Origin of the sequence: Nocardia sp. NPDC056611 (assembly GCF_042792755.1) — a bacterium.
In the GTDB taxonomy this organism is placed as follows: Bacteria; Actinomycetota; Actinomycetes; order Mycobacteriales; family Mycobacteriaceae; genus Nocardia.
The window spans coordinates 246,242-266,254 of the sequence record NZ_JBHTVV010000006.1; the positions used below are offsets into that span (position 1 = coordinate 246,242).

Consider the following 20,013-nt stretch of genomic DNA (forward strand, 5'->3'; position numbering starts at 1 on the left):
CCGATCACTTTTCCGCATTGACGAACAGGGCGTACTGCGCCGAGATCCGTTGCTGCGCATCGAGCAACTGGCTCGCCGCCACCTCACCGGCGAAGCGACCGTGGGTGACGTAGCAGTAGTAGGTGATCGAGAAGCGCTGCGGCCCGGTGTATTTGCGGCACTGCGCATTCGGCAGGTTCACGGGGGAGTCGGCGGGCCGGAAGGTGCGCGAGGTGCCGGCGCGCTCGGCGACGATGGCGGCGGCTCCGGCGGCGTCGCGGGCGCGGAAGACGTAGCCGCCGTTGAACGCCACCCGGTCCACGCCCGCCTTCTCGAACAGTGCGGCGTTGTCGTCGCCGGGGAAGATCTGAAGTCCGCCGTGCCGGTCGTAGACGCCGGGGATGCCGCGCTCGGACTGATCGTCGACGACGGTGCGCAGCGTCCGCCCGAGCACGCCGTCCAGGTCGACGGGCTGCTCGGTCAGCTTGTCCGGCGCGACGGCCGGGAACTTCGCCAGCGCGCCCGGGATCACGTCGATGCCGAGCTGGACGCGCGCCAGCAGGGCGGCCGGATCGCTGACCTTGGTCTCCGCCATCACGTCGTCCCACACGTAGCCGAAGATGACGAATCGGCCGGTGGCGTACCAGGATCGGACGGTGGCGTTGAAGTCGTAGGACTTGTCCAGGTAGACGAAGGCGTCCGGATATTTGTCGAGGTGCAAGCGGTCGCTCGGGGCGGCGTCGAAGTCGGCCTGGCCCAGGGCCTGCGCGGCCGCCTTCGCCGCGGCGTCGTCGGTGAAGATCAGCACCGTGTTCGCGAATTCGTAGGACAGCCCCGGTGATTTGTCGGAGTTGCCGGTGGTGACGTAGCCGGACAGGAAGCCGGGCGCGGCGGCCCGCAGGTCGGCGGCCTTGGCGTTGGTGCGGATCTTCACGGCATTGGAGCCCAGATCGATGAACGGGCGGATCGCGCCGTTTACCGCGGCCGGAGGATATTTGACCACCGGATTGATCTCCGCCGGCAGCGGCAGGTAGTTGGCCAGCCGCTCGGCCTGCACGGCACGGCCCAGCTCCTTGCTCTCGGCCTTGTCGTACTTCTTGGGCTGGGTGATCAGGTTGCCGGTGTCGAGCTTGGCCAGGTCGATGACCGGCTCGGCCGGGGCGGCGGCCCCCGGATCCGAGCCGCAGGTGGCGGTCATCATCACCGTGACGGCGAATGCCGCGGACATGGCTGCGCGCAGGCGCATGGGTTCCCCTCCCCAGAGCTGACTGACCGGCAAAACCCTACTTGATCCGGTTGTGCAGGACCGGAACCAGTTTGGTGAGCAGGGTCTGACCGGATTCCGGGGTCCAATTGCGGATCGCCGCGACCGCGGACGCGTCGTCGACCGGCACCACGATGGCGCGGGAGCTGGTGATCTCGCTGGGCAGGCCGAGCAGGCCGCCGCCGCCCGCCTTCGCGTCGCTGCGGACCGCGATGATGTACGAGTCGTCGGTCACCTTCAAGGAACCGTAGCCGGAGGAGGGTCGCGGGGAGGTCTCCCCGGCCGCGGGCTGGTACTGGGCGTTGTAGACGAAGCCCAGGCTCTCCAGGTATTTCGCCTGATCGCTGCCGGTCAGGTAGATGCTGTATTTGGTGTTGTAGTCGTCGCCGGTCACGTCGACGACGGTGACGGACTTGCCTTGGAACGCGGGATTGTCCTTGCGCGCCTGGTCCACCGAGTTCGGGGCGGTGTTCGCGGCCGGGGCCGCACCGGCGGACGTCGTTGCGGCGGAACCGGTCTCGCTGCCACCGCTGGCGACGATGCCGATGCCCACGGCCACCGCGGCCGCCACCGTCGCCGCACCGACACCCAGATAGAGCCGGGTCCGGTTGCGCGACGGCCGCACCAGCTCGGTGGGCTCGGCCGCGGAAACCGGTATGCCGCTCTGGGTCTCACCGGCCGGCAGCAAGCCCGGCGGCGCGATCTGGATCGGATAGGTCGGAGAAGTAGTGGTGGACAACGGGTTGTAGCCCGGCACCAGCGCGGCCGTGGCGGCCTCGGTGAACTCGCGGCAGGAATTGAAGCGCTCCGCCGGATTCTTCGCCATCGCCCGTGCGAAGACCTGATCCAGCGCGGCGGGCAGATACGGATCGACATCGGTGGCGCGCGGCGGCGGCTCGTGCAGGTGGCCCATCATGACCAGCGCCGGTTGCGTTGCGGGATACGGGTTCCGGCCGGTCAGCAGCTTGAAGAACGAGCAGCCCAGGCTGTAGATGTCGGCGCGGTGGTCCAGCGGCAACCCGGACAGCTGCTCCGGCGGCGCGTAGGCGATGGTGGCGACGAAACTGCCGGTCTGGGTGAGCTCGGTGGTGTCCTCGGTGGACTTGGCGACGCCGAAGTCGGCCAGCAGTGCCCGCTCGTCCTCACCGGCGGCGGTGGAGAGCAGGAAGTTGGCGGGCTTCACGTCCCGGTGCAGCAGGCCGCGCCGGTGCGCGTAGTCCAGGCCGCGGCCGATCTGGGTGACGATGGACAGCGCCCGCAGTGGCGGAATGGCGGCCGGATCGCGCTTGAGCTCGGCCGAGGCGTCGGTGCCCTCGACATACTGCATGGCGATCCACAGCTGCCCGTTCTCCTCGCCGCGATTGTGCACCGCGACGATGTTCGGGTGGTCCAGGCCCGCAACCACATTGGCCTCGCGTTCGAAGCGGCCGCGGAACTCCTCGTTGCTGGTCAACTCGGCGGAGAGCACCTTGAGCGCGTCCATGCGCGGCAACTCGGGATGCTTGCCCAGATACACGGTCCCCATGCCGCCCGAGCCGAGCACGCGAACGATCCGGTATCCGCCGACGATGGTGCCAGGACTCAGTGCCATCGCATCAACTCCTGGATCCTCGCCGGACGCAGCGGCTCCCCCCGCTGCTCTCCGCGACTGTAGCCGGTGCCGGACGGGCACGTAACCTGGTGGCTGTGCTGAAGGATCCCTGTCGCGTGCTTCCCGGGGGCCGGTTCCCGTGATGGATCGGCAGGTCGAGGTCGTCGCGGGCGGCCATGCGCTGAGCCGGGTGGCGGGAGCGGTGATCCTGGTCGCGCATCGGGAGCGGGGTCCGATCACGCCCGAATCGCGGGCCGTGACGGCGGTGCGGGCGCTCGGGGACCTGGTCGCCGACGCCACCGATCTGGTCCCGGACGGGCCGGGGCGGCAGATCGCGCGGCAGGCCACCCGCTGGCTGATGAAGGAGGCCGAGCGGATCTCGCCCGGGCAGCCCATCGAATTCGGCATCCTGTCCACCGCCGACACCGGCGGGCTGGCCATCTTCCTGCACGGATCGGTGACGGCCGTGCTGGCCGGAACCGCGGTCGAGTACTGCCGCGGCAGCGACGCCGCCTTCACCGTGGACCGGGTCGCCGCGCCGCCCGCGCGGGCCGCGGCCCTGTTCATCGACGAACCGCGGCAGCGGGCGCCGGAACTGCCCGAGCGCGGAATCGGCTCGCTCGTCGAGGGACTCGCGCCCGCGTCGGGCGCGGTGGTGTGGTTCGAGGGCGAACCGGTGGTGTCACGCACCCCGGCGCGTCCGGCGGGGGCGCGGCACCGGGCCGCGGAACCGCCGCCGCCCACGGCCGCCTTCGACGCCGAACGCGATCCCGAACCCGAACCGCCGCCGGTGGACCCGGACCTGATCCCGACCCGCACCTCCAATCGGATTCCCGCGAACCTGGATCCCGCCCCGGTGGATCCGGTCACCGAGGGCATTCCGGCAGCGCCGGACCTGCACCACGCGCCCACCGAGATGGGCGGCGCGAGCGAGCTGAGCGGCACCAACCCGGCACCCAAACCCGACCCGGACCTGCAACGACGGCTCGAGGCCACCGCCAAGGCGACCGCGCTCACCGCGAAGGTGCTCGGATTCAAATGCGCGCGGGCGCATCCCAGCGACCCGCGGGCCGCCTTCTGCACCGTGTGCGGCATGCCGGTGGATCAGACCCAGCACGTGTCCGAGGTGATCCGGCCGCCGCTGGGCATGCTGGTGCTCGACGACGGCATGACCTTCATGCTGGCGGCCGACGCCGTGGTGGGCCGCGATCCCGAACTGTCCGAACCGGCCCGCGGGGGCCTGCTGCCACTGCGCATCGACGACAGCTCCGGCGGCATGTCCCGGGCGCACGCCGAGATCCGCTTGGTGAACTGGGATGTCACCATCGTCGACCGCGGCTCCACCAACGGCACCCGGGTGCGCCCGCCCGGGTATCGCGATTGGGTTCGGCTGCAACCGAATCAGCCGTTCACGCTGGTGCCGGGCGCGGAGGTCATGCTCGGCAACCGGGTGCTGCGGTTGGAGCCGGTCGCGCCGCCGCCCTTCGGGTAGGACGCGAGAACTCCCGCGCCCCTAGGTGTATCGGGAGTAGCAGATCTCCTGATTGGCGCCGAGCACGCCCGCGCGGAAGGCGTCCACGCGGGAGAAGCCGCTGGGCACGGTCTTGCCGTCGGTGTCGCTGGCGGCCAGTCCGTCGGTGAGCAGACCGGAGACCGCCTCGTCCAGATCGCCCGCGGACAGCGAGATGCCGCCGGACGCCTTGCGGCTCGGGTCGGCCAGTTTCCCGGAGATCACCCCGGACAGGCAGGCCGCGCGCAGACCGGTCTTCGCACCCTTCAGGGGCAGTCCGGCGGCGTGCTGCACGGCGAGGGTGTAGCGGGAGATGAAGACGATGTAGGCGGTGAAATCGCCGGTCACGTTGGCGGGCAACGCGTCCTGGTCGTCGGCATTGGAGACGCCGCGGTCGTGCAGCGCGGGCACATCGGTGCCGATCCGATTGGTGACCGGGCAGTAGGTGACCGGCACGGTGTCGGCGCCATTGCGGCAGTTCAGCTTCGCGGTGTCGTAGCCGTACTCGGGCTCGTCGCGCACCGGCATGATGGTCGCCATCGACTTGGCCAGCTCCTGCAGGCTGGACTGGGTCACCTCGGACTGGCCGTGATTGGCGTCGTTGCCGAGGGTCTGCGGCAGATCGCCGCGGCGGCGGTCGATCTCGTTCTGGTCGATGGTCTTACAGCCCTTGGCGCCGTCGGTGAACCCGATCTGCACGGCCGTCACCCGCTCGAACGCGGAACCGTGCACGCTCTGGGGATCATCGGGGTCGGCGTCGCGGAAGGCGACCGTGGCGGCCAGCACCGCGTTCAACCCGTCGGAGGTGTTGATCGTGAAGTGCGGCGCCTTGCCCTCGGCCACATTCCGGATGAACGCGCCCGCGAAGCAATCCGCCTGCTGCTCCTTGACGATCGTCGGGGTGCGGCGGCCGACCAGTTTGGCCATCTCCTGGATGGCGTGCCCGTACTCGTGGGCCAGCACCATGACCACCGACATCTTCCCGAACTCGTCGGCCACCGCGGGCAGCAGCACCCCGCGATCCCAGCCCACCGAACCGTCCAGTCGGCAGTAGGCGGCGTTCACGAGCCGGTAGCTGGTCTCGCCGCAGAACTGCCCGGCCTGCGAGCGCGGCGTCTTGGCGTTCCAGGAGATGAAATGGTCCACCGGGCTGAAGGCGCCGCCGAACTCGCGCGGAAACTCGCCCTGCCAATAGGTCTGGATGTCGTCGAGCGCGTTGAGCACCAGTTTGTCGATACTGCCGCCGTCGGAGTTCTCCGCGGTCAGCGTCGAATCCGGGACCCCGGAGCGGGGGCCGCTGGGACCGCCGGTGGTAGGCAGACCGGCCACCTTGAACGGGTCGTCGTAGATCGATACGGCCCGGCCGTGAACATTTCGTGTACATCCGGACAAGAGCGCGACCGCCACGAGCACCACGCCCAGCGTCACGAATACACGGCGAATTCCCGTGGACCGGCGCGTGCGCACCGCCTCCCCCCGGCGTCTCCCCACGTGTTCTCCCTCGACAACCGATACCGATCGTGTCCCGGAATCGGACGGACGGCCGAGAAGCGCGACGCCGGACTCCGGGGGCTTCAATTATCATCCCACCATGTCTTCACCGGGGGCGCAGCAGATCACCGTGCGTCATGATGGAACCGAACGGGTCTTCGACGCGACTCAGCAGATCACGATGGGCCGGGCGCCGGAGGTGACGCTGTTCGTCGACAGCCCACTGGTCTCCCGCGTGCACGCGATCCTGAGCTACGAGGCCGGATCGTGGATGCTCAGCGACAACGGCAGCACCAACGGCGTTTTCGTGGACGCCCGCCGGCTGACCACGCCGCTGGTGATCAACCGGCCCACCCAGGTGCGGCTCGGCGACGCCATCAGTGGCCCGCTGCTGCACCTGCTGCCGCAGCTCGCGCGCGGCGGCGGTGGCGCGCCGCAACCGCAACCGCAGCAGCGGCCGGCGCCGCAGCAGAACCGGCCGCCGTCCCGGCCGCTGCCCCAGGTGGGACAGCCGCAGCAGGCGCAGCAGCCGTTCGCGCAGCGCCCGCCGGTGCAGCAGCGACCACAGCAGGCCTGGCAGCCGCCGAACGTGGCTCAGCCCAACCAGAATCAGTGGAATCCGAACCGGCCGGTATCGGGTCCGCAGCATCAGCAGCCGAATCCGGTGCCGCAGCGGCCGACTCCGCCCGTCGGCAACGCGGCCACGCCGAATGTGGTGCGCCCGCCGGTCAACCAGCCGCCGCAGGGCGGCGATCCCATCAACATGACCACCAAGGCGGACACCTCGGCGCTGCCGCCGATCCGTGCGCGGGCCTCCACCGCGGCCATCGCGCGGGCCGACCGGATTCCGCGCAACGGTCTGCACATCGGTCGTACCAGTGACAACGAGATCGTGGTCAACGATCCGATGGCCTCGCGCAAGCACGCGCGGCTGGTGCCCGACCGTGAGGGCCTCGCCATCGAGGACCTCAACTCCGCCAACGGCACCTTCGTCAACGGCCGCCGCGAACAGCGCGCGCTGCTGCGCGAACGCGACATCGTCACCATCGGTAACGTCGACTTCGTCGTGCAGGAAGGCACGCTCGTGCACCGGCAGCGGCCGGTCGCCGAACAGGGCCTGCACGTGCACGGCGTCTCGTTCACCGTCGAGGGCAACAAGCAGCTGCTCGTGGACGTGAACATGCAGGCCGGGCGCGGATCGCTGACCGCGCTCATCGGACCCTCCGGCGCGGGCAAGTCCACCCTGTCGAAACTCATTGCGGGAACCACGCTTCCGTCCGCGGGCGTGGTCACCTTCGAGGGCCGCAACCTGCACGCCGAATACGAGGCGCTGCGCTCCCGCATCGGCATGGTGCCGCAGGACGACGTGCTGCACCGGCAGCTCACAGTCAAGCAGGCGCTCAACTTCGCCGCTCAGCTGCGACTGCCCCCGGACACCAGCAAGGCCGACCGCAAGCAGGTGATCGCCGATGTGCTGAAGGAGCTTTCGCTCACCCAGCACGCCGACACCCGCGTGGACCGGCTCTCCGGCGGGCAGCGCAAGCGCGCCTCGGTGGCCATGGAGCTGCTCACCGGCCCCTCGCTGCTCATCCTCGACGAGCCCACCTCCGGCTTGGACCCGGCGCTGGACCGCCAGGTCATGACCATGCTGCGGGAACTGGCCGACGCCGGGCGCACCGTCATCGTGGTCACCCACTCGGTGGCCTGCCTGGACATGTGCGACCAGGTGCTGCTGCTGGGCCCGGGCGGCAAGACCGCCTTCTGCGGGCATCCGGGCAGCGTCGGGCACTCCATGGGCACCAGCGACTGGGCAGAGATCTTCGGCCGCGTCGCCGCCGATCCGGATGGGGCCTTCGCGAATTTCCGCTCCCGCCAGGCGTTCGCGGAGCCGCCCGCGCCGGTGAAACCGGTGGAACGGGCGAAGGCGCCCAAATCCAGTCCGTTCAAACAGTTCTCGACCCTGGCCCGGCGGCAGTTGCGGCTCATTTTCGCCGACCGCGGCTATCTGGCGTTCCTCGGGATCCTGCCGTTCGTGCTCGGCGGTCTTTCACTGGTCGTGCAGGGCAAGAGCGGATTCGAGTCCGTCGGATTCGTGCAGGCACCCGATGGCAGCTTCGTGCGCGCCAACAACGGTGAGGCGCAACAGCTGCTGGTCGTGCTGGTCCTCGGCGCGTGCTTCATGGGCGCCACGCTCACCGTGCGTGACCTGGTCGGCGAGCGGGCCATCTACTACCGCGAACGCGCGGTCGGATTGCGCTCCGGCGCCTATCTGATGTCGAAGGTCGTGGTGTTCAGCCTGGCGGCGCTGGTGCAGTCGGCCGTGATGATCGGCATCGTGCTGGCGGTGAAGAAGCCCCCGGCCACGGGCGCGGTGCTCTCGCTCGGCACCGTGGAGCTCTACCTCGACGTCGCCTTGACCGCGGTGGCCTGCGTGATCCTGGGGCTGGTGCTGTCCTCGCTGGCCAAATCCAACGAGCAGGTGATGCCGCTGCTGGTGGTGGTCATCATGGCCCAGCTGGTGATGGCGGGCGGCATGATTCCGGTGACCGGTCGCGCCGTACTGGATCAGCTGTCCTGGCTGTTCCCGTCGCGCTGGGGCTATGCCGCCGGAGCGTCCACGGTCAATCTGCCCGAGCTGTCGATCTCGGCCGCGGCGCAGCAGGACAGCTTCTGGAAGCACACGGTCGCCGCGTGGTCGCTGGATGTGGCCATGCTGTGCGTGATCGCGACGCTGCTGACCCTGTTCACCTGGTCGCGCCTGCGTTTGAAGAAGTCTGCGGCGTGACCGGGGACACACTCGCGCAGGGGTGCGAAGAGTGATTCGGTCGCGCGCTCAACGGAGCGAGCAGGCAGACTGATGACTGTGACAGCGCGAGTTGGGGCAGTGCATCTCGGCTGGGACGTGGTGTCGGTGGCCGCCGGTGGCGGCGGTTCACCCATACGCCCGGTCCAGGTCGAGGGCTCGTACACGCCGCCCGCATATCTGCTGGCCGACTCGTCGGGCCGGCTGCACACCGCCGGCGTGGACCGGCGGCCGGATGTCGGCATCGCCATCTCCGATGTGCGCGACATCATCGGGCACCCGCAGATCGTGGTGGCCGGGGCGACCTGGCCCGCCGAACTGGTGTTCCGGGCGCGCATGCACAACCCGCTGGCCTCGGTGATCGAGCACTTGGGGGCGACGCCCGACGTGCTGGCGCTGCCCTTCCCCGACGAATGGCCCGACCCGCAGGTCGACGAATTCGTGCGGCTGGTGGAACAACTCGGTGTACCCGCCGAACCGCTGCCCGAGTCGGTGGCGCTCTCGGGCTACGTGCGCGCCCTCGGCCTGGTGCGCGCGCCCGGCCGCGGACCCGGCGTCGGAGCCGTCGGCGTCTACTCCGATGGCCGCGAATGCCTCGTCGTCGCGGTGCACGGCAATGACGACCAGCCCACCGAATCGGTCAGCGTCGCCATCACCGCCGAGGCGCTGCACGAGGCGCATGCCGCCGACAATGTGGTCATCGAGGTGATGGCCGCGGCGCGTGCCATCAATGCCGACACCTCCACGGTGCTGCTCACCGGCAATGTCTGTTTCAACGACGCCTTGCGACTGGCCTTCCAGAACCACCTCGGCCACCGCTTCCAGGTCGCCGACCACCCGATGCACGCCCTCGTCCTCGGCGCGACCCATCTGCTGGTCGCCGACAGCGAAGGCGACCCGGCCTACGACCGGCCCCAGCCCGGTGCGGGACAGCAGTCGAACAGTTCCGGGCAGCAGCCGGGCACGGCGGGACAGCCGGGCGGTGCGGGACAACAGTCGGTCGGCGTCGGACAGCAGGCCGGCGGAGCGGAAGCGCGGCCTGTCGAGCAGGGGCCGCGCCACGTCACCGGTGGCCGCGACGCGGACCAAGCGCTGCAGCGCCAGCCCGAACCGCTGTCCCAGCAGCCGGAACTGATTCCCCGGCACATGGATTCACCGCCGGCGCCCGAATCCGCGCCGCAGCGCCCGGGTTCCGCGCCCCGCACCGGCCCGCAGCCCGCGGTCGACGGTGACCGCGACGGCGGCGATCCGGACGCCCGGACGCGTCGTCCGACGGCGGAGGAGGCCGCCGCGGCGCAGGGACCGCAGGCGGGTGGGCCGGGCACGCAGCCGGTGGCCGATCCGGCCGCCGAAGGACTCACGCGGCGAATCACCGGGCAGGAGGCCGCATCTCAGGGCGGCCCCACCGGTAACACCGGACCCGGCGGTATCACCCAGCGGGTGACGCCCGAGGAATTGGCCCGGCTGACCGCGCAGGCGGGAGCGGGCGAGAACCGGACCGCCGCCGCGGGGACCGGCCCGAGTATCGATGCGGGCCACAGGGTTGCGCGCGGGTCCGAGGGCCCGGCTACCGGCTCGCAGCCCGTCGTCGGGGGACGAGGGACGCTGCCGCCCGGTCTGGAAGGCGTCGGCGGCCGATTCACGCGGCCGCCGGGCTCACCCGCCGATGACCAGATGACCACGGTCTTCGGTCCGGGTGACCAGGGCGGCGCCGGATCGGGTCATGGCTACGGGTCTGCCCCCGAGGGCGGCCAGGGCTCGGGTTCCACGGGTGCGCAACAGGGTTCGGCGGGAAGCTACGGCCCCGGCGGGCAGGGCCCACAGGCCGGTCCGGGGGCGCACGGCGGTTACGGCCAGGGCGGCGGTTTCGGACCGGGTGGCCCGACCACGGGCGGCTATCCGCAGCAGGGCGGAGCGGCGGGTCAATTCGGGCCCGGCACAGGCGGTCCGGGCTCGGCGGGCGGTTACGGCACCGGCTACGGTTCGGCGAACGCTGCGGGTTCGGAGGGTTCGGCGCAGGGCGGTTACGGTCCCGGCGGCGCGCAGCCGGGTCAGGGCGGGCAGTACGGCGGCCAGCAGGGCGCCGCTGGCCAGTACGGCCAGGGCGGATACGGCTCGGGCGGTTACGGCGGCCAAGGTGGCTACGGCGGCGGCGCTTACCCGGCGGGTCCCTATGGGGCCGAGGGGGATACGTCCGGTTCGGGTCGCGGGAGTTTTGCTGGATCCGGCGGAAACGCTCCTGGTCAACCCGGCGCGATGTACGGTGGGTCGATGTCGTCGGGGGTGCGTGGGTCTACTCCGCAAACGCCGGAAGATACCGCTGGGCAGTCGGATTCGGACTCCGGATCCGGCTCCGAGGGTGATCGCAAGCAGCGCAAGGGCAAGCTGTGGAACAAGATGCGCAAGCCGTTCGGCGCGCCCATCATCGTCGGCGCGGCAGCCCTGTCGCTCCTGGGCGCGCACTCGGATCAGCGCCAGGACCCCACGGCCGGATCCCCGGCGCCCGTCGGCGGTGTGACCCGGGCCACCGATATCGAGCTGATCCCGGTCGGTGAGAGCTGCGCGGTGACCCCGTTCGTCTCGGGGCTGCCCGGCTCCGGCGTCGCCACCATCGGCGACCCGCACAAGACGGACTGCGTGCGGTCCGGCATCGATACGCTGCGCTACACGCTGCCCGGCCCGGTGCGCGGGGTCGACCCCGGCCCGCCGTTGCACATCTGACCGCCGGCCGGGGGCACCCCCCGGTGGCGGGGCGCATCGGACCGGTGGTCACGGCTCCCGGGACCGATTCGAGGGTCCGCGGTCCCCGCTGGTATGGTTGCTCGTTGGTGTGCGGTACGGCCGGGTTTCCGGCTGTCACACGAGCCCCGGGTCTCCACCGGCCGCCGGGATTCAGCTCGATCGCGTACTTGGCTGGCAAAACCTACGACAGACAGGGATGCACTGTGCCTACGTACAGCCCCAAGGGCGGTGACGTGACCCGCAAGTGGTACGTCATCGACGCCACTGACGTAGTGCTCGGCCGTCTTTCCGTGCAGGCTGCGAACATCCTGCGTGGCAAGAACAAGCCGACCTACGCCCCGAACGTTGATGGCGGCGACTTCGTCATCATCATCAACGCCGACAAGGTCGCCATCTCCGGCAACAAGCGGCAGGACAAGGTCCTCTACACCCACTCGGGTCACCCGGGTGGTCTGAAGGGCCGTACCGTGGGCCAGATCCTGGACACCCGCCCCGACCGTCTGGTCGAGCGCGCCGTCAAGGGCATGATCCCGAAGAACAAGCTGGGCAACAAGATCATCGGCAAGCTGAAGGTCTACGCGGGCCCGAACCACCCGCACGCCGCCCAGCAGCCCATCCCCTTCGAGATCAAGCAGGTGGCCCAGTGACCGCTCCTGAGGAATTCAACGACGACTACGTCGTCGAGGACACCGCCGTGGAGGTCGTCGAGGAGGGTGACGGTTACGAGGCCGAAGCCGAGTACACCGAGACCTTCTCCGCTCCGGTGATCATCGATCGTCCGGTGCAGACCGTCGGCCGCCGCAAGGAGGCCGTGGTCCGCGTGCGCCTGGTGCCGGGCTCCGGCAACTTCGTGCTGAACGGCCGCACCATCGAGGACTACTTCCCGAACAAGGTGCACCAGCAGCTGGTGAAGTCCCCGCTCGTCACCGTCGAGCGCACCGAGACCTTCGACATCCACGCCCGCCTCGTCGGTGGTGGCCCGTCGGGTCAGGCCGGCGCTCTGCGCCTGGCCATCGCGCGTGCCCTCATCGAGGTCACCCCGGACGACCGTCCCGCCCTCAAGCGTGCCGGCTTCCTGACCCGTGACCCGCGTGCCACCGAGCGTAAGAAGTACGGCCTCAAGAAGGCCCGTAAGGCGCCTCAGTACTCGAAGCGCTGATATTGCGCCGTCAGGCTCTACCGTGCCCGGCCCCCGTGGGGACCGGGCACGGTACGGTCTACACGGCAACCTGTGCGAGAGCAGGCTCCCCACAACGGTTTACAACCGTTGCCACCTCTTTCCTGGACGCACTCCGCCGCGGAACGCGGCGGAGTGCGAGAGTCCCGGAGAGGGCGGGAAGCCTGCTCTCGTGCTGTATCCACCGAACTGCAGGGGTGTTGAGGTAATGGGACGTTTGTTCGGTACCGACGGTGTGCGCGGGCTCGCCAACGGGTCGCTGAGTCCGGAACTGGCGCTACAGGTTTCGGCCGCCGCGGCGCAGGTCCTGAGCCGCGGGAAGAAGCGCGCCGTCGCCGTCGTCGGACGCGATCCCCGCGCCAGCGGCGAGATGCTGGAGGCCGCCGTCACCGCGGGCCTCACCTCCGCGGGCGTGGACGTGCTGTCGGTCGGCGTGCTGCCGACGCCCGCCGTCGCGTACCTGACCGGCGTGTACGACGCGTGCCTGGGTGTCATGATCTCCGCCTCGCACAACCCCATGCCGGACAACGGCATCAAGATCTTCGCCGCGGGCGGGCACAAGCTGGACGACGCCGTCGAGGACCGGATCGAGGCGCTGGTCGCGGAGGGTGGCTTCACCCGGCCCACCGGCGCGGCGATCGGCCGCATCCTCGGACGCCCCGGCCTGGGCGGGCACGTCTTCGACGTGAACGACCGGTACAGCCTCGAGGGCACCCACGAACGCTATGTCGAGCACCTGGTCCAGGCCACCGGCCGTGACCTGCGCGGGCTCACCGTCGTGGTGGACTGCGCGCACGGCGCGGCCTCCGAGGTCGGGCCGGCCGCCTACCGCGAGGCGGGCGCGACCGTCATCGCCATCAACGCCGACCCCGACGGCCTCAATATCAACGACGGCTGCGGCTCCACGCATCTCGAGCAGGTCCAGGCCGCCGTGCGCGCGCACGGCGCCGACCTCGGCCTCGCCCACGACGGCGACGCCGACCGCTGCCTGGCCGTGGACGCCACCGGCGCGGTCGTGGACGGCGACGCCATCATGGCCGTGCTCGCCGTCGGCATGCGCGACTCCGGCGACCTGGTGGAGAACACGCTGGTCGCCACCGTCATGAGCAACCTCGGCCTGCACATCGCCATGCGCGAGGCCGGAATCACGGTGCGCACCACCGCCGTCGGTGACCGCTACGTGCTCGAGGACCTCCGCAACGGCGGCTACACCCTCGGCGGCGAGCAGTCCGGGCACGTGGTGTTCCCGCGCTACGGCACCACCGGCGACGGCGTGCTCACCGGCCTCAAGCTGATGGCGAGGATGGCCGAGACCGGCAGCAGCCTGGCCGACTTGGCCGGCATCGTGCAGGTCGTCCCGCAGATCCTGGTGAACGTCCCGGTCACGGACAAGGCCGCCGTCGCCACCGCCCCCGCGGTGCTGGAAGCCGTCGCCCAGGCCGAGCAGCTGCTGGGTGACAACGGTCGAATCCTGCTGCGCCCCAGCGGAACCGAACAACTGGTCCGCGTCATGGTCGAGGCCACCGACCCGGACCAGGCGCATCACCTCGCCGACCATCTCGCCAAGCTGGTCGAGGCGGTCTGACTCTTCGCCGAGTGGCACACCCTGGAGGGGATTCGTCCGAATTTCCCTCCAGGGTGTGCCACTCGACGGTCAGTGGGATTCGGTGAGGTGTCCGTTGGACAGGTGCCAGCGGCGGGTCGCGGTGACGGTGTCGAGCATGCGGCGGTCGTGGGTTACCAGGAGGACTGTGCCCTCGAAGGATTCGACGGCCTGTTCCAGCTGTTCGATGGCGGGGAGGTCCAGGTGGTTGGTGGGCTCGTCCAGCACCAGTAGGTTTACGCCGCGGGCTTGTAGCAGCGCCAGGGCGGCGCGGGTGCGCTCACCCGGGGAGAGAGTGTCGTTGGGGCGCAGCACATGCGGGCCGCGAAGACCGAACTTCGCGAGCAGGGTGCGGACGTCCGACTCGTTCCAGTCGGGGATCTGCGCGCTGAAAGTGTCCGCGAGGGTGGCGGTTCCGCGGAACAGGCCGCGCGCCTGATCGACCTCGCCGATCGCGACGCCCGAACCGATCGACGCGGAACCGTTGTCCGGCTTCATCTTTCCCAGCAGCAATGACAGCAGGGTGGACTTGCCCGCGCCGTTCGCGCCGGTCAGCACGATGCGATCGCCCCAATCCACCTGCACCGTCACCGGTCCCAGCGTGAACTCACCGCGGGACACCGTCGCACCGGACAGCGTGGCCACCACGGCGCCGCTGCGGGGGGCGGCCGCGATGGACATGCGCAGCTCCCACTCCTTGCGCGGCTCCTCCACCACGTCCAGGCGTTCGATGCGCTTGAGCGTCTGCTTGACCTTGGACGCCTGCTTCTCGGTGGACTCCGCGCGGGCCTTGCGGCCCATCTTGTCCGAATCCGCCTTCGACTTGCGGCGGGCATTGCGGACACCGTGTTCCATCCAGTTGCGCTGCATAGTGGCCCGCGCCTCCAGGCCGGCCTTGGTGTCGGCGAACTCGTCGTAGGCCTCGCGGGCGTGGCGGCGCGCGATCGCCCGCTCCTCCAGATACGAGTCGTAGCCGCCGTCGTACACGCCGACCCGCTGCTGCGCCAGATCCAGCTCGACGATGCGATTCACGGTGCGCGCCAGGAACTCCCGGTCGTGGCTGATCACCATGAGCGGCTCACGGACCCCGGTCACGAACTGCTCGAGCCGGGCCAGGCCGTCCAGATCGAGGTCATTGGTGGGCTCGTCGAGCAGCAGGATGTCGAAGCGGGACAACAGGACCGAAGCCAGACCGGCGCGGGCCGCCTGACCGCCGGAGAGCACGGTCATCGGGGTGGCCAGACCGTGCGGGAGGCTGTCGGTGAGGCCCAGATCGGCGGCCACCTCCTCGGCGCGCTGCTCCAGGTCCGCGCCGCCCAGGGCGAGCCAGCGCTCCAGGGCGGGGGAGTACTCGTCGTCACCGCCGTCGGCGAGGCGTTCGGCGGCGGCGTCCATGGTCTGCTGGGCGGCGGCCACCCCGGTGCGGCGATACAGGAACTCCAGCACCGTCTCGCCCTCGATGCGCTCCGGCTCCTGGGCCAGATAGCCGACGGTGGCGTCCGGCGGGCTCAGCACGATCTCGCCCTCGTGGGCGTCGCCGTCGGCGAGCATACGCAGCAGGGTCGACTTGCCCGCCCCGTTCACCCCGACCAGGCCGATCACATCGCCGGGGGCGAGGATCAGGTCCAGGTCGGAGAACAGCAGACGCTCGCCGTGTCCGGCGGCCAGGCCGCGCGCATGCAGAGTGGTGCTCACCAGGGCGATTCTGCCGTGTTCAGGGTGGCACCCTGACATCGGGCCTCGGAAAGTTCAGGGTCGTTATCGGGCGAGGGACCGATGTGCGCGCGGCCGCGGCTCGGCAGAGTGGAGACATGACCACAGAGTTTCCGACCCCGGCCCCGAAGCGACTGACCCGCTCCCAGCACGACAAGTGGATCGCCGGCGTGTGCGGCGGTCTCGCCGAATACGTCGGCTGGAGCCCCGGTCTCGTCCGCTTCCTCTTCATCCTCTCCTGCCTGCTGCCCGGACCGCAGTTCCTGCTCTACATCGCGCTGTGGATCATCATCCCGAAGCGCTGAGTCATCCCCAGGCCGCGAGTTGTCCACAATCGGCATCGAAGGTGGTGCGAGGGGTGATCGCGAGTGCCAGGATGGTGATCACGCCACTGCGGAGGAGTGCACACCATGGTCACATCGGGTGATCTGCCCGGACTGGATCTGCCGGAACTGGACGCGCATTCGGAACTGGGCGGGCTAGGTGCGGTCGAGTTGTCGCATCCCACACAGGATCTCGACGCGGACGGCCTGGCCGACACCGTGACCACCGGCACCGCACACGCCATGCAGGTGTGGACGGATCTGGATCACGACGGCTACGCCGACCATGTGACCGTGGTGGACAGCGGCGGTGACTACGCCGCCTGGGAATTCCACCACAACTCCGATGGCACCACCGCGTGGGTGCGCACGGACGGCGGACACCTCGGCGGCACCTAGCCGGGGCTGACGGGGGTTTCACGCCACGGGCCATGGCCCGTGGGGATTCGAGGGGGGATCGATGGGTGAATCCGGCGACTTCGGCGTGCGCGTCACCGCGCTGCACACCGCGGCCACCACCCTGCGGGACAACGCCGAGGCGCTGCGGCAGCACGCCCACGCCATCGGCGACCACGCCTTCGGTCTCGGCAATGACGCGGCGGGACGCGACTACTCCGCCCAGGGCGCCGCGATCCATCGTGGATTCGAGCGCGCGGCCGGCTGCCTCCGGCATTGGGCTGCCGCGGCCGCCGCCACCGCCGACGTCTTCGACCGCGCCGCCTCCGAATACGCCCGCCTGGACCACGATCGCGCCACCGCTCTCCACCAGGTCGGCCGATGACCTTCGACCCCACCGGCAAGACCGCCGATCAGATCCTCGACCACGGAGCGCCCGGCCTGTGCTATTGGGAACAGTTCCTGCCCCTGTACGCCAAGGCATTCGGTGAACCAGCCGGTGTGAACCTGACCGAGCTCTACGCCCGCTATGACGAACAACGCGGTCTGAACCTCGATGAATTCGACACCGCCCGAAGCGAACTGGACAAGGCGCTCGCCGACGCCGAATCCCGCTTCACCTCCCACCACTCGGTGGCGAACTCCCTTCCGGCGGCCTGGACCGGCCCAACCGGCACCGAGGCCCTCGCCCTCCTGAATTCCCAACTGCGCCAAGCCCGCGACGATCTCGACACCCTCCGCACCGCCTCCACGGCGATCGTCGCCGCCCTCGACCCGATCCGCGACGCCATCCTCACCAAGGCGGAACGAACCCGAGGCCTGCTCGAGCCCACCCCCGATGGCGAAGCCCACATCACCATCGAGGGCAGGACCCCCGACGCGATCGGCGCCCTCGGGACAGCGGACCCCTGGCTCACAGCCACGTTCCGGCCCGAGGTCGACCGGCAACTGGCCGCCTTCACCGCCACCTGCGCGGCCACCGCCGACACTGTCGAGTCCCACTACCGGACCATCATCACGGCCTTCGAGCAGGTCATCGACCACACTTATCCACAACCGTCCCAAACCCTGCTGCCCCAACCGGAGACGAATTCCGCGGCCCTCCTCGGCAGCAGAGTCGGGGCGCAGCCGGACTCGACCGGGGTGCAGACCAATCCTGCTGGGGCGCAGCCCAGCGTGGCTCCCGCGCCGTCCGAGCCGGATTCCTCGCCGCCGACGGTAGGCCCCGGCCAGTGCCCACAAGCCGACCTCGGGGCAGCGCGGTCGCGGGACTGCTGCGGGCCGGGCGATTCGGGCGCGCCCGGACCTGCGCAGGAGGGACCCGGTCGGCCCGTCGTCGGCACCGCGACCGGGCAACCATGTGACCACGCGTGTGCGAAGGCTGTGCCCACCCGTCCGGTCGAGGCCACCGAACCCGCCTCTGTCGGACCGGCTGCCGGCGTGGAGCCTCCGGTCTCCAATACACCCACCCCGGCCGATTCGGGATCCGTCGCCGTGCCGAAACAGGCCCAGCCCCAGGCGGAAGTGTTCGCGCAGGCGCTCGCGGGCCTCATCGGCAAGCTCGAAACCGGTTTGCAGCAGGGCTTATCCGCCGTCCTCGAACAACTCGGCTCCCTGTCCGACCCCGCATCCGATACCCCGGGCGACGGAGAGACGCCTGCCGGGCGGGAGAACTCTGCCTACCCTGACAAGCCGGCCGACCCGAATGCGCACGCCGACTCGGACAAGCCAACGGGGGCGGACAGGCCTGCCGAACCGCCGCCCGGCCCAGGGACATCGAACCTTCCGTCCGGCCACCTCGAATTCGACCTCGCCGGAAAGCATTTCGTAGTCGACCGCGAACCAACGGGTGACATGTCCATCTCCGCCACCGACGAATCCGGCCGAACGCAGGTCTGGAGCCTGACCACCGACGACTCCGGCACACCGGCACTCGCCCCGGACAACGCAGCCGGACACCCGTCCGTCCCCGCGGCCGGTGACCCCGATCCAGCGACCGCCGCGCCAGACCCGCGCCCACCTGGTAATTCGCCACCGATCGAAGCTGCCACGCCCACAGGTCCACCGTGCGCCGCGGAGGTCCCGACCGGGTTCACTCCCGTTCAGGTCCCCTGCGTGGCGCCGCCATCAGCTGAATCGCCCACTCCGGCAGCGCCTTCCGGAGGGCACGAACCGCCCACGTGCACCGGAACTCCTGAGCTGGACGTCGAAAAGTCGCCGGACGGCGGCGGCCTGTCCGGGTGCGACGGGCTGGGCGGAGTCAAGCTGGGTGGCTCCACCGTGTGTCCGGCGGTGCCCGAAACCCCGGGGCCGACCGCACCGCTGGGCGGCGAGTCGCCACGGGACGGAGGGGTGTCGCTCGATGACCCGTCGGTGCCTGTGTCACCCGCCGATCCGGGCGTGGTGCTCGGAAGTCCCGATGTGCCGCTGGAGATTCCGGAGGCAGGCGTGGAGATCCCTTGACCATCGCCCCCCAGTCGGGTTACTTGCGGAGGGCCTGGATGAGTTGGAGGACAGGGAGCTTCTGGGGCTGCTCCGGCTCGTCCTCGACGGCGTCGGGGTCGACGACCTGGGTGTGGGGGATGAGGGCTTCGGGGTCGGCGAAGGGCTTGTACTTCTTGTCGCCGAGGAGGGTGTAGTTGAGGTAGCCGACCAGGAGGGCGCGGGTGAGGCGCTCGGTCTTGGGCTCGTGCTTGCCCGCGCCGAGGGCGGCGAGGGCGCGGCGGCCTTCGACCATGCCGTTGTGGGTGGCCTTGTCGAGGGAGCGGAGGATCGCTCCTTCGCCCCAGGCGGAGGCCAGGGGGAGGGCGTCGGAGCTGACCGAGTCGATGTCGGCGGCGCCGGCCAGGATGAGGGCGGGGGCGTCGACCTTGGCGGCCAGGGCCTCGGCGGAGGGCGCGGTGGGGGACGGGAAGAGGGCGCCGACGGCGGCCACCTCGCGCTGGGAGGCGGCGATGACGGCCGCGCCCGCGCCCATGCCGTGACCCACCAGGGCCAGGCGGTCGGGGCGGACGCTGATATTGCCGGTGCCCAGCCGCACCCCGGCGCAGATGTCGAGGGTGGTGAGCAGGTCGGTGGCCAGGTTCAGATGCGAGGGGATGGGCCCGCGTTCGGTGTCGGGCGCGGCCGCGACATAACCCCAGGAAGCGAGGTGTTCCAGCAGGCGGCGGTAGTTGCCGACCCCGGTCAGCCAGCCGTGCCCGAAGGCCACCGCGGGCAGGTTCAGCCCCTTGCCGGGCGTGTACACCACCCCGGGCAGCCCGGCGATGCCGAGATTCCCGCGCAGCACCTCGTGCGGGCCACGCAGGGTCAGAGTGCTCAGGAGCGATTTCACAGACACCGACACGGAGATGAACTTAGTCGGTCCGGCGGCCGAATGCCTCGAGCGAACCCACGCGGAGACGCACGGAACCCAAAACGG

The 20,013-nt window shown here is 70.2% G+C and carries 15 protein-coding genes; 10 read left to right on the forward strand and 5 right to left on the reverse strand.

What is annotated here, in order from left to right:
* Positions 1–4: 4 nt before the first annotated feature.
* Positions 5–1,225 carry a hypothetical protein gene (locus ACFRAQ_RS29120; protein WP_379105265.1) on the reverse strand — a complete coding sequence of 407 codons (1,221 nt, stop codon included), beginning with the start codon at positions 1,223–1,225 and terminating at the stop codon, positions 5–7.
* A 37-nt stretch (positions 1,226–1,262) separates the two neighbouring features.
* Positions 1,263–2,834, reverse strand: coding sequence for a serine/threonine-protein kinase (locus ACFRAQ_RS29125; protein WP_379105267.1), 1,572 nt, complete (start codon positions 2,832–2,834; stop codon positions 1,263–1,265).
* Positions 2,835–2,976: 142 nt separating this feature from the next.
* Here ACFRAQ_RS29125 and ACFRAQ_RS29130 point away from each other — a divergent pair, with 142 nt between their 5' ends.
* Entirely contained in the window at positions 2,977–4,326 is a 1,350-nt protein-coding gene (locus ACFRAQ_RS29130) for an FHA domain-containing protein (protein WP_379105269.1), read from the forward strand.
* A 21-nt stretch (positions 4,327–4,347) separates the two neighbouring features.
* Here ACFRAQ_RS29130 and ACFRAQ_RS29135 read toward each other — a convergent pair whose 3' ends face one another.
* Positions 4,348–5,766: a metallopeptidase gene (locus ACFRAQ_RS29135; RefSeq protein WP_379105690.1), complete on the reverse strand. Its 1,419-nt coding sequence runs from the start codon at positions 5,764–5,766 to the stop codon at positions 4,348–4,350.
* A gap of 169 nt (positions 5,767–5,935) precedes the next feature.
* Between ACFRAQ_RS29135 and ACFRAQ_RS29140 the strand changes: the two genes are divergently transcribed.
* The 5 genes from ACFRAQ_RS29140 to glmM all read left to right on the forward strand — a co-directional run bounded on the left by ACFRAQ_RS29140 (position 5,936) and on the right by glmM (position 14,142).
* Entirely contained in the window at positions 5,936–8,620 is a 2,685-nt protein-coding gene (locus ACFRAQ_RS29140) for an ATP-binding cassette domain-containing protein (protein ID WP_379105271.1), read from the forward strand.
* A gap of 78 nt (positions 8,621–8,698) precedes the next feature.
* On the forward strand, positions 8,699–11,359 hold the full coding sequence (locus tag ACFRAQ_RS29145; protein ID WP_379105273.1) for a hypothetical protein: 2,661 nt from the start codon (positions 8,699–8,701) through the stop codon (positions 11,357–11,359).
* 224 nt (positions 11,360–11,583) lie between these two features.
* Positions 11,584–12,027: a 50S ribosomal protein L13 gene (rplM, locus tag ACFRAQ_RS29150; protein WP_357088878.1), complete on the forward strand. Its 444-nt coding sequence runs from the start codon at positions 11,584–11,586 to the stop codon at positions 12,025–12,027.
* Positions 12,024–12,539: a 30S ribosomal protein S9 gene (gene rpsI, locus ACFRAQ_RS29155; protein ID WP_357282280.1), complete on the forward strand. Its 516-nt coding sequence runs from the start codon at positions 12,024–12,026 to the stop codon at positions 12,537–12,539. The genes rplM and rpsI overlap by 4 nt, the downstream gene beginning before the upstream one ends.
* 226 nt (positions 12,540–12,765) lie before the next feature.
* A complete protein-coding gene (gene glmM, locus ACFRAQ_RS29160; RefSeq protein WP_379105276.1) occupies positions 12,766–14,142 on the forward strand; it encodes a phosphoglucosamine mutase in 1,377 nt (458 codons plus the stop codon).
* A gap of 69 nt (positions 14,143–14,211) precedes the next feature.
* Here the strand turns inward: glmM and ACFRAQ_RS29165 are convergent, their stop codons facing one another.
* Entirely contained in the window at positions 14,212–15,855 is a 1,644-nt protein-coding gene (locus ACFRAQ_RS29165; RefSeq protein WP_379105278.1) for an ABC-F family ATP-binding cassette domain-containing protein, read from the reverse strand.
* Positions 15,856–15,971: 116 nt separating this feature from the next.
* On the opposite strand from ACFRAQ_RS29165, the gene ACFRAQ_RS29170 reads away from it, so the two are divergent.
* From ACFRAQ_RS29170 to ACFRAQ_RS29185, 4 genes are all read left to right on the forward strand, one after another.
* Entirely contained in the window at positions 15,972–16,178 is a 207-nt protein-coding gene (locus ACFRAQ_RS29170; protein WP_357088867.1) for a PspC domain-containing protein, read from the forward strand.
* Positions 16,179–16,283: 105 nt separating this feature from the next.
* Positions 16,284–16,595 carry a DUF6802 family protein gene (locus ACFRAQ_RS29175; RefSeq protein WP_379105280.1) on the forward strand — a complete coding sequence of 104 codons (312 nt, stop codon included), beginning with the start codon at positions 16,284–16,286 and terminating at the stop codon, positions 16,593–16,595.
* Positions 16,596–16,656: 61 nt separating this feature from the next.
* The gene (locus ACFRAQ_RS29180; RefSeq protein WP_379105282.1) at positions 16,657–16,977 is read left to right on the forward strand and encodes a hypothetical protein; all 321 of its coding nucleotides are present in this window, start codon (positions 16,657–16,659) and stop codon (positions 16,975–16,977) included.
* Positions 16,974–19,055: a hypothetical protein gene (locus tag ACFRAQ_RS29185; protein ID WP_379105284.1), complete on the forward strand. Its 2,082-nt coding sequence runs from the start codon at positions 16,974–16,976 to the stop codon at positions 19,053–19,055. The genes ACFRAQ_RS29180 and ACFRAQ_RS29185 overlap by 4 nt, the downstream gene beginning before the upstream one ends.
* Before the next feature lie 19 nt (positions 19,056–19,074).
* Here ACFRAQ_RS29185 and ACFRAQ_RS29190 read toward each other — a convergent pair whose 3' ends face one another.
* Complete coding sequence (locus ACFRAQ_RS29190; RefSeq protein WP_379105286.1) at positions 19,075–19,938, reverse strand: dienelactone hydrolase family protein; 864 nt, start codon at positions 19,936–19,938, stop codon at positions 19,075–19,077.
* Positions 19,939–20,013 lie beyond the last annotated feature (75 nt).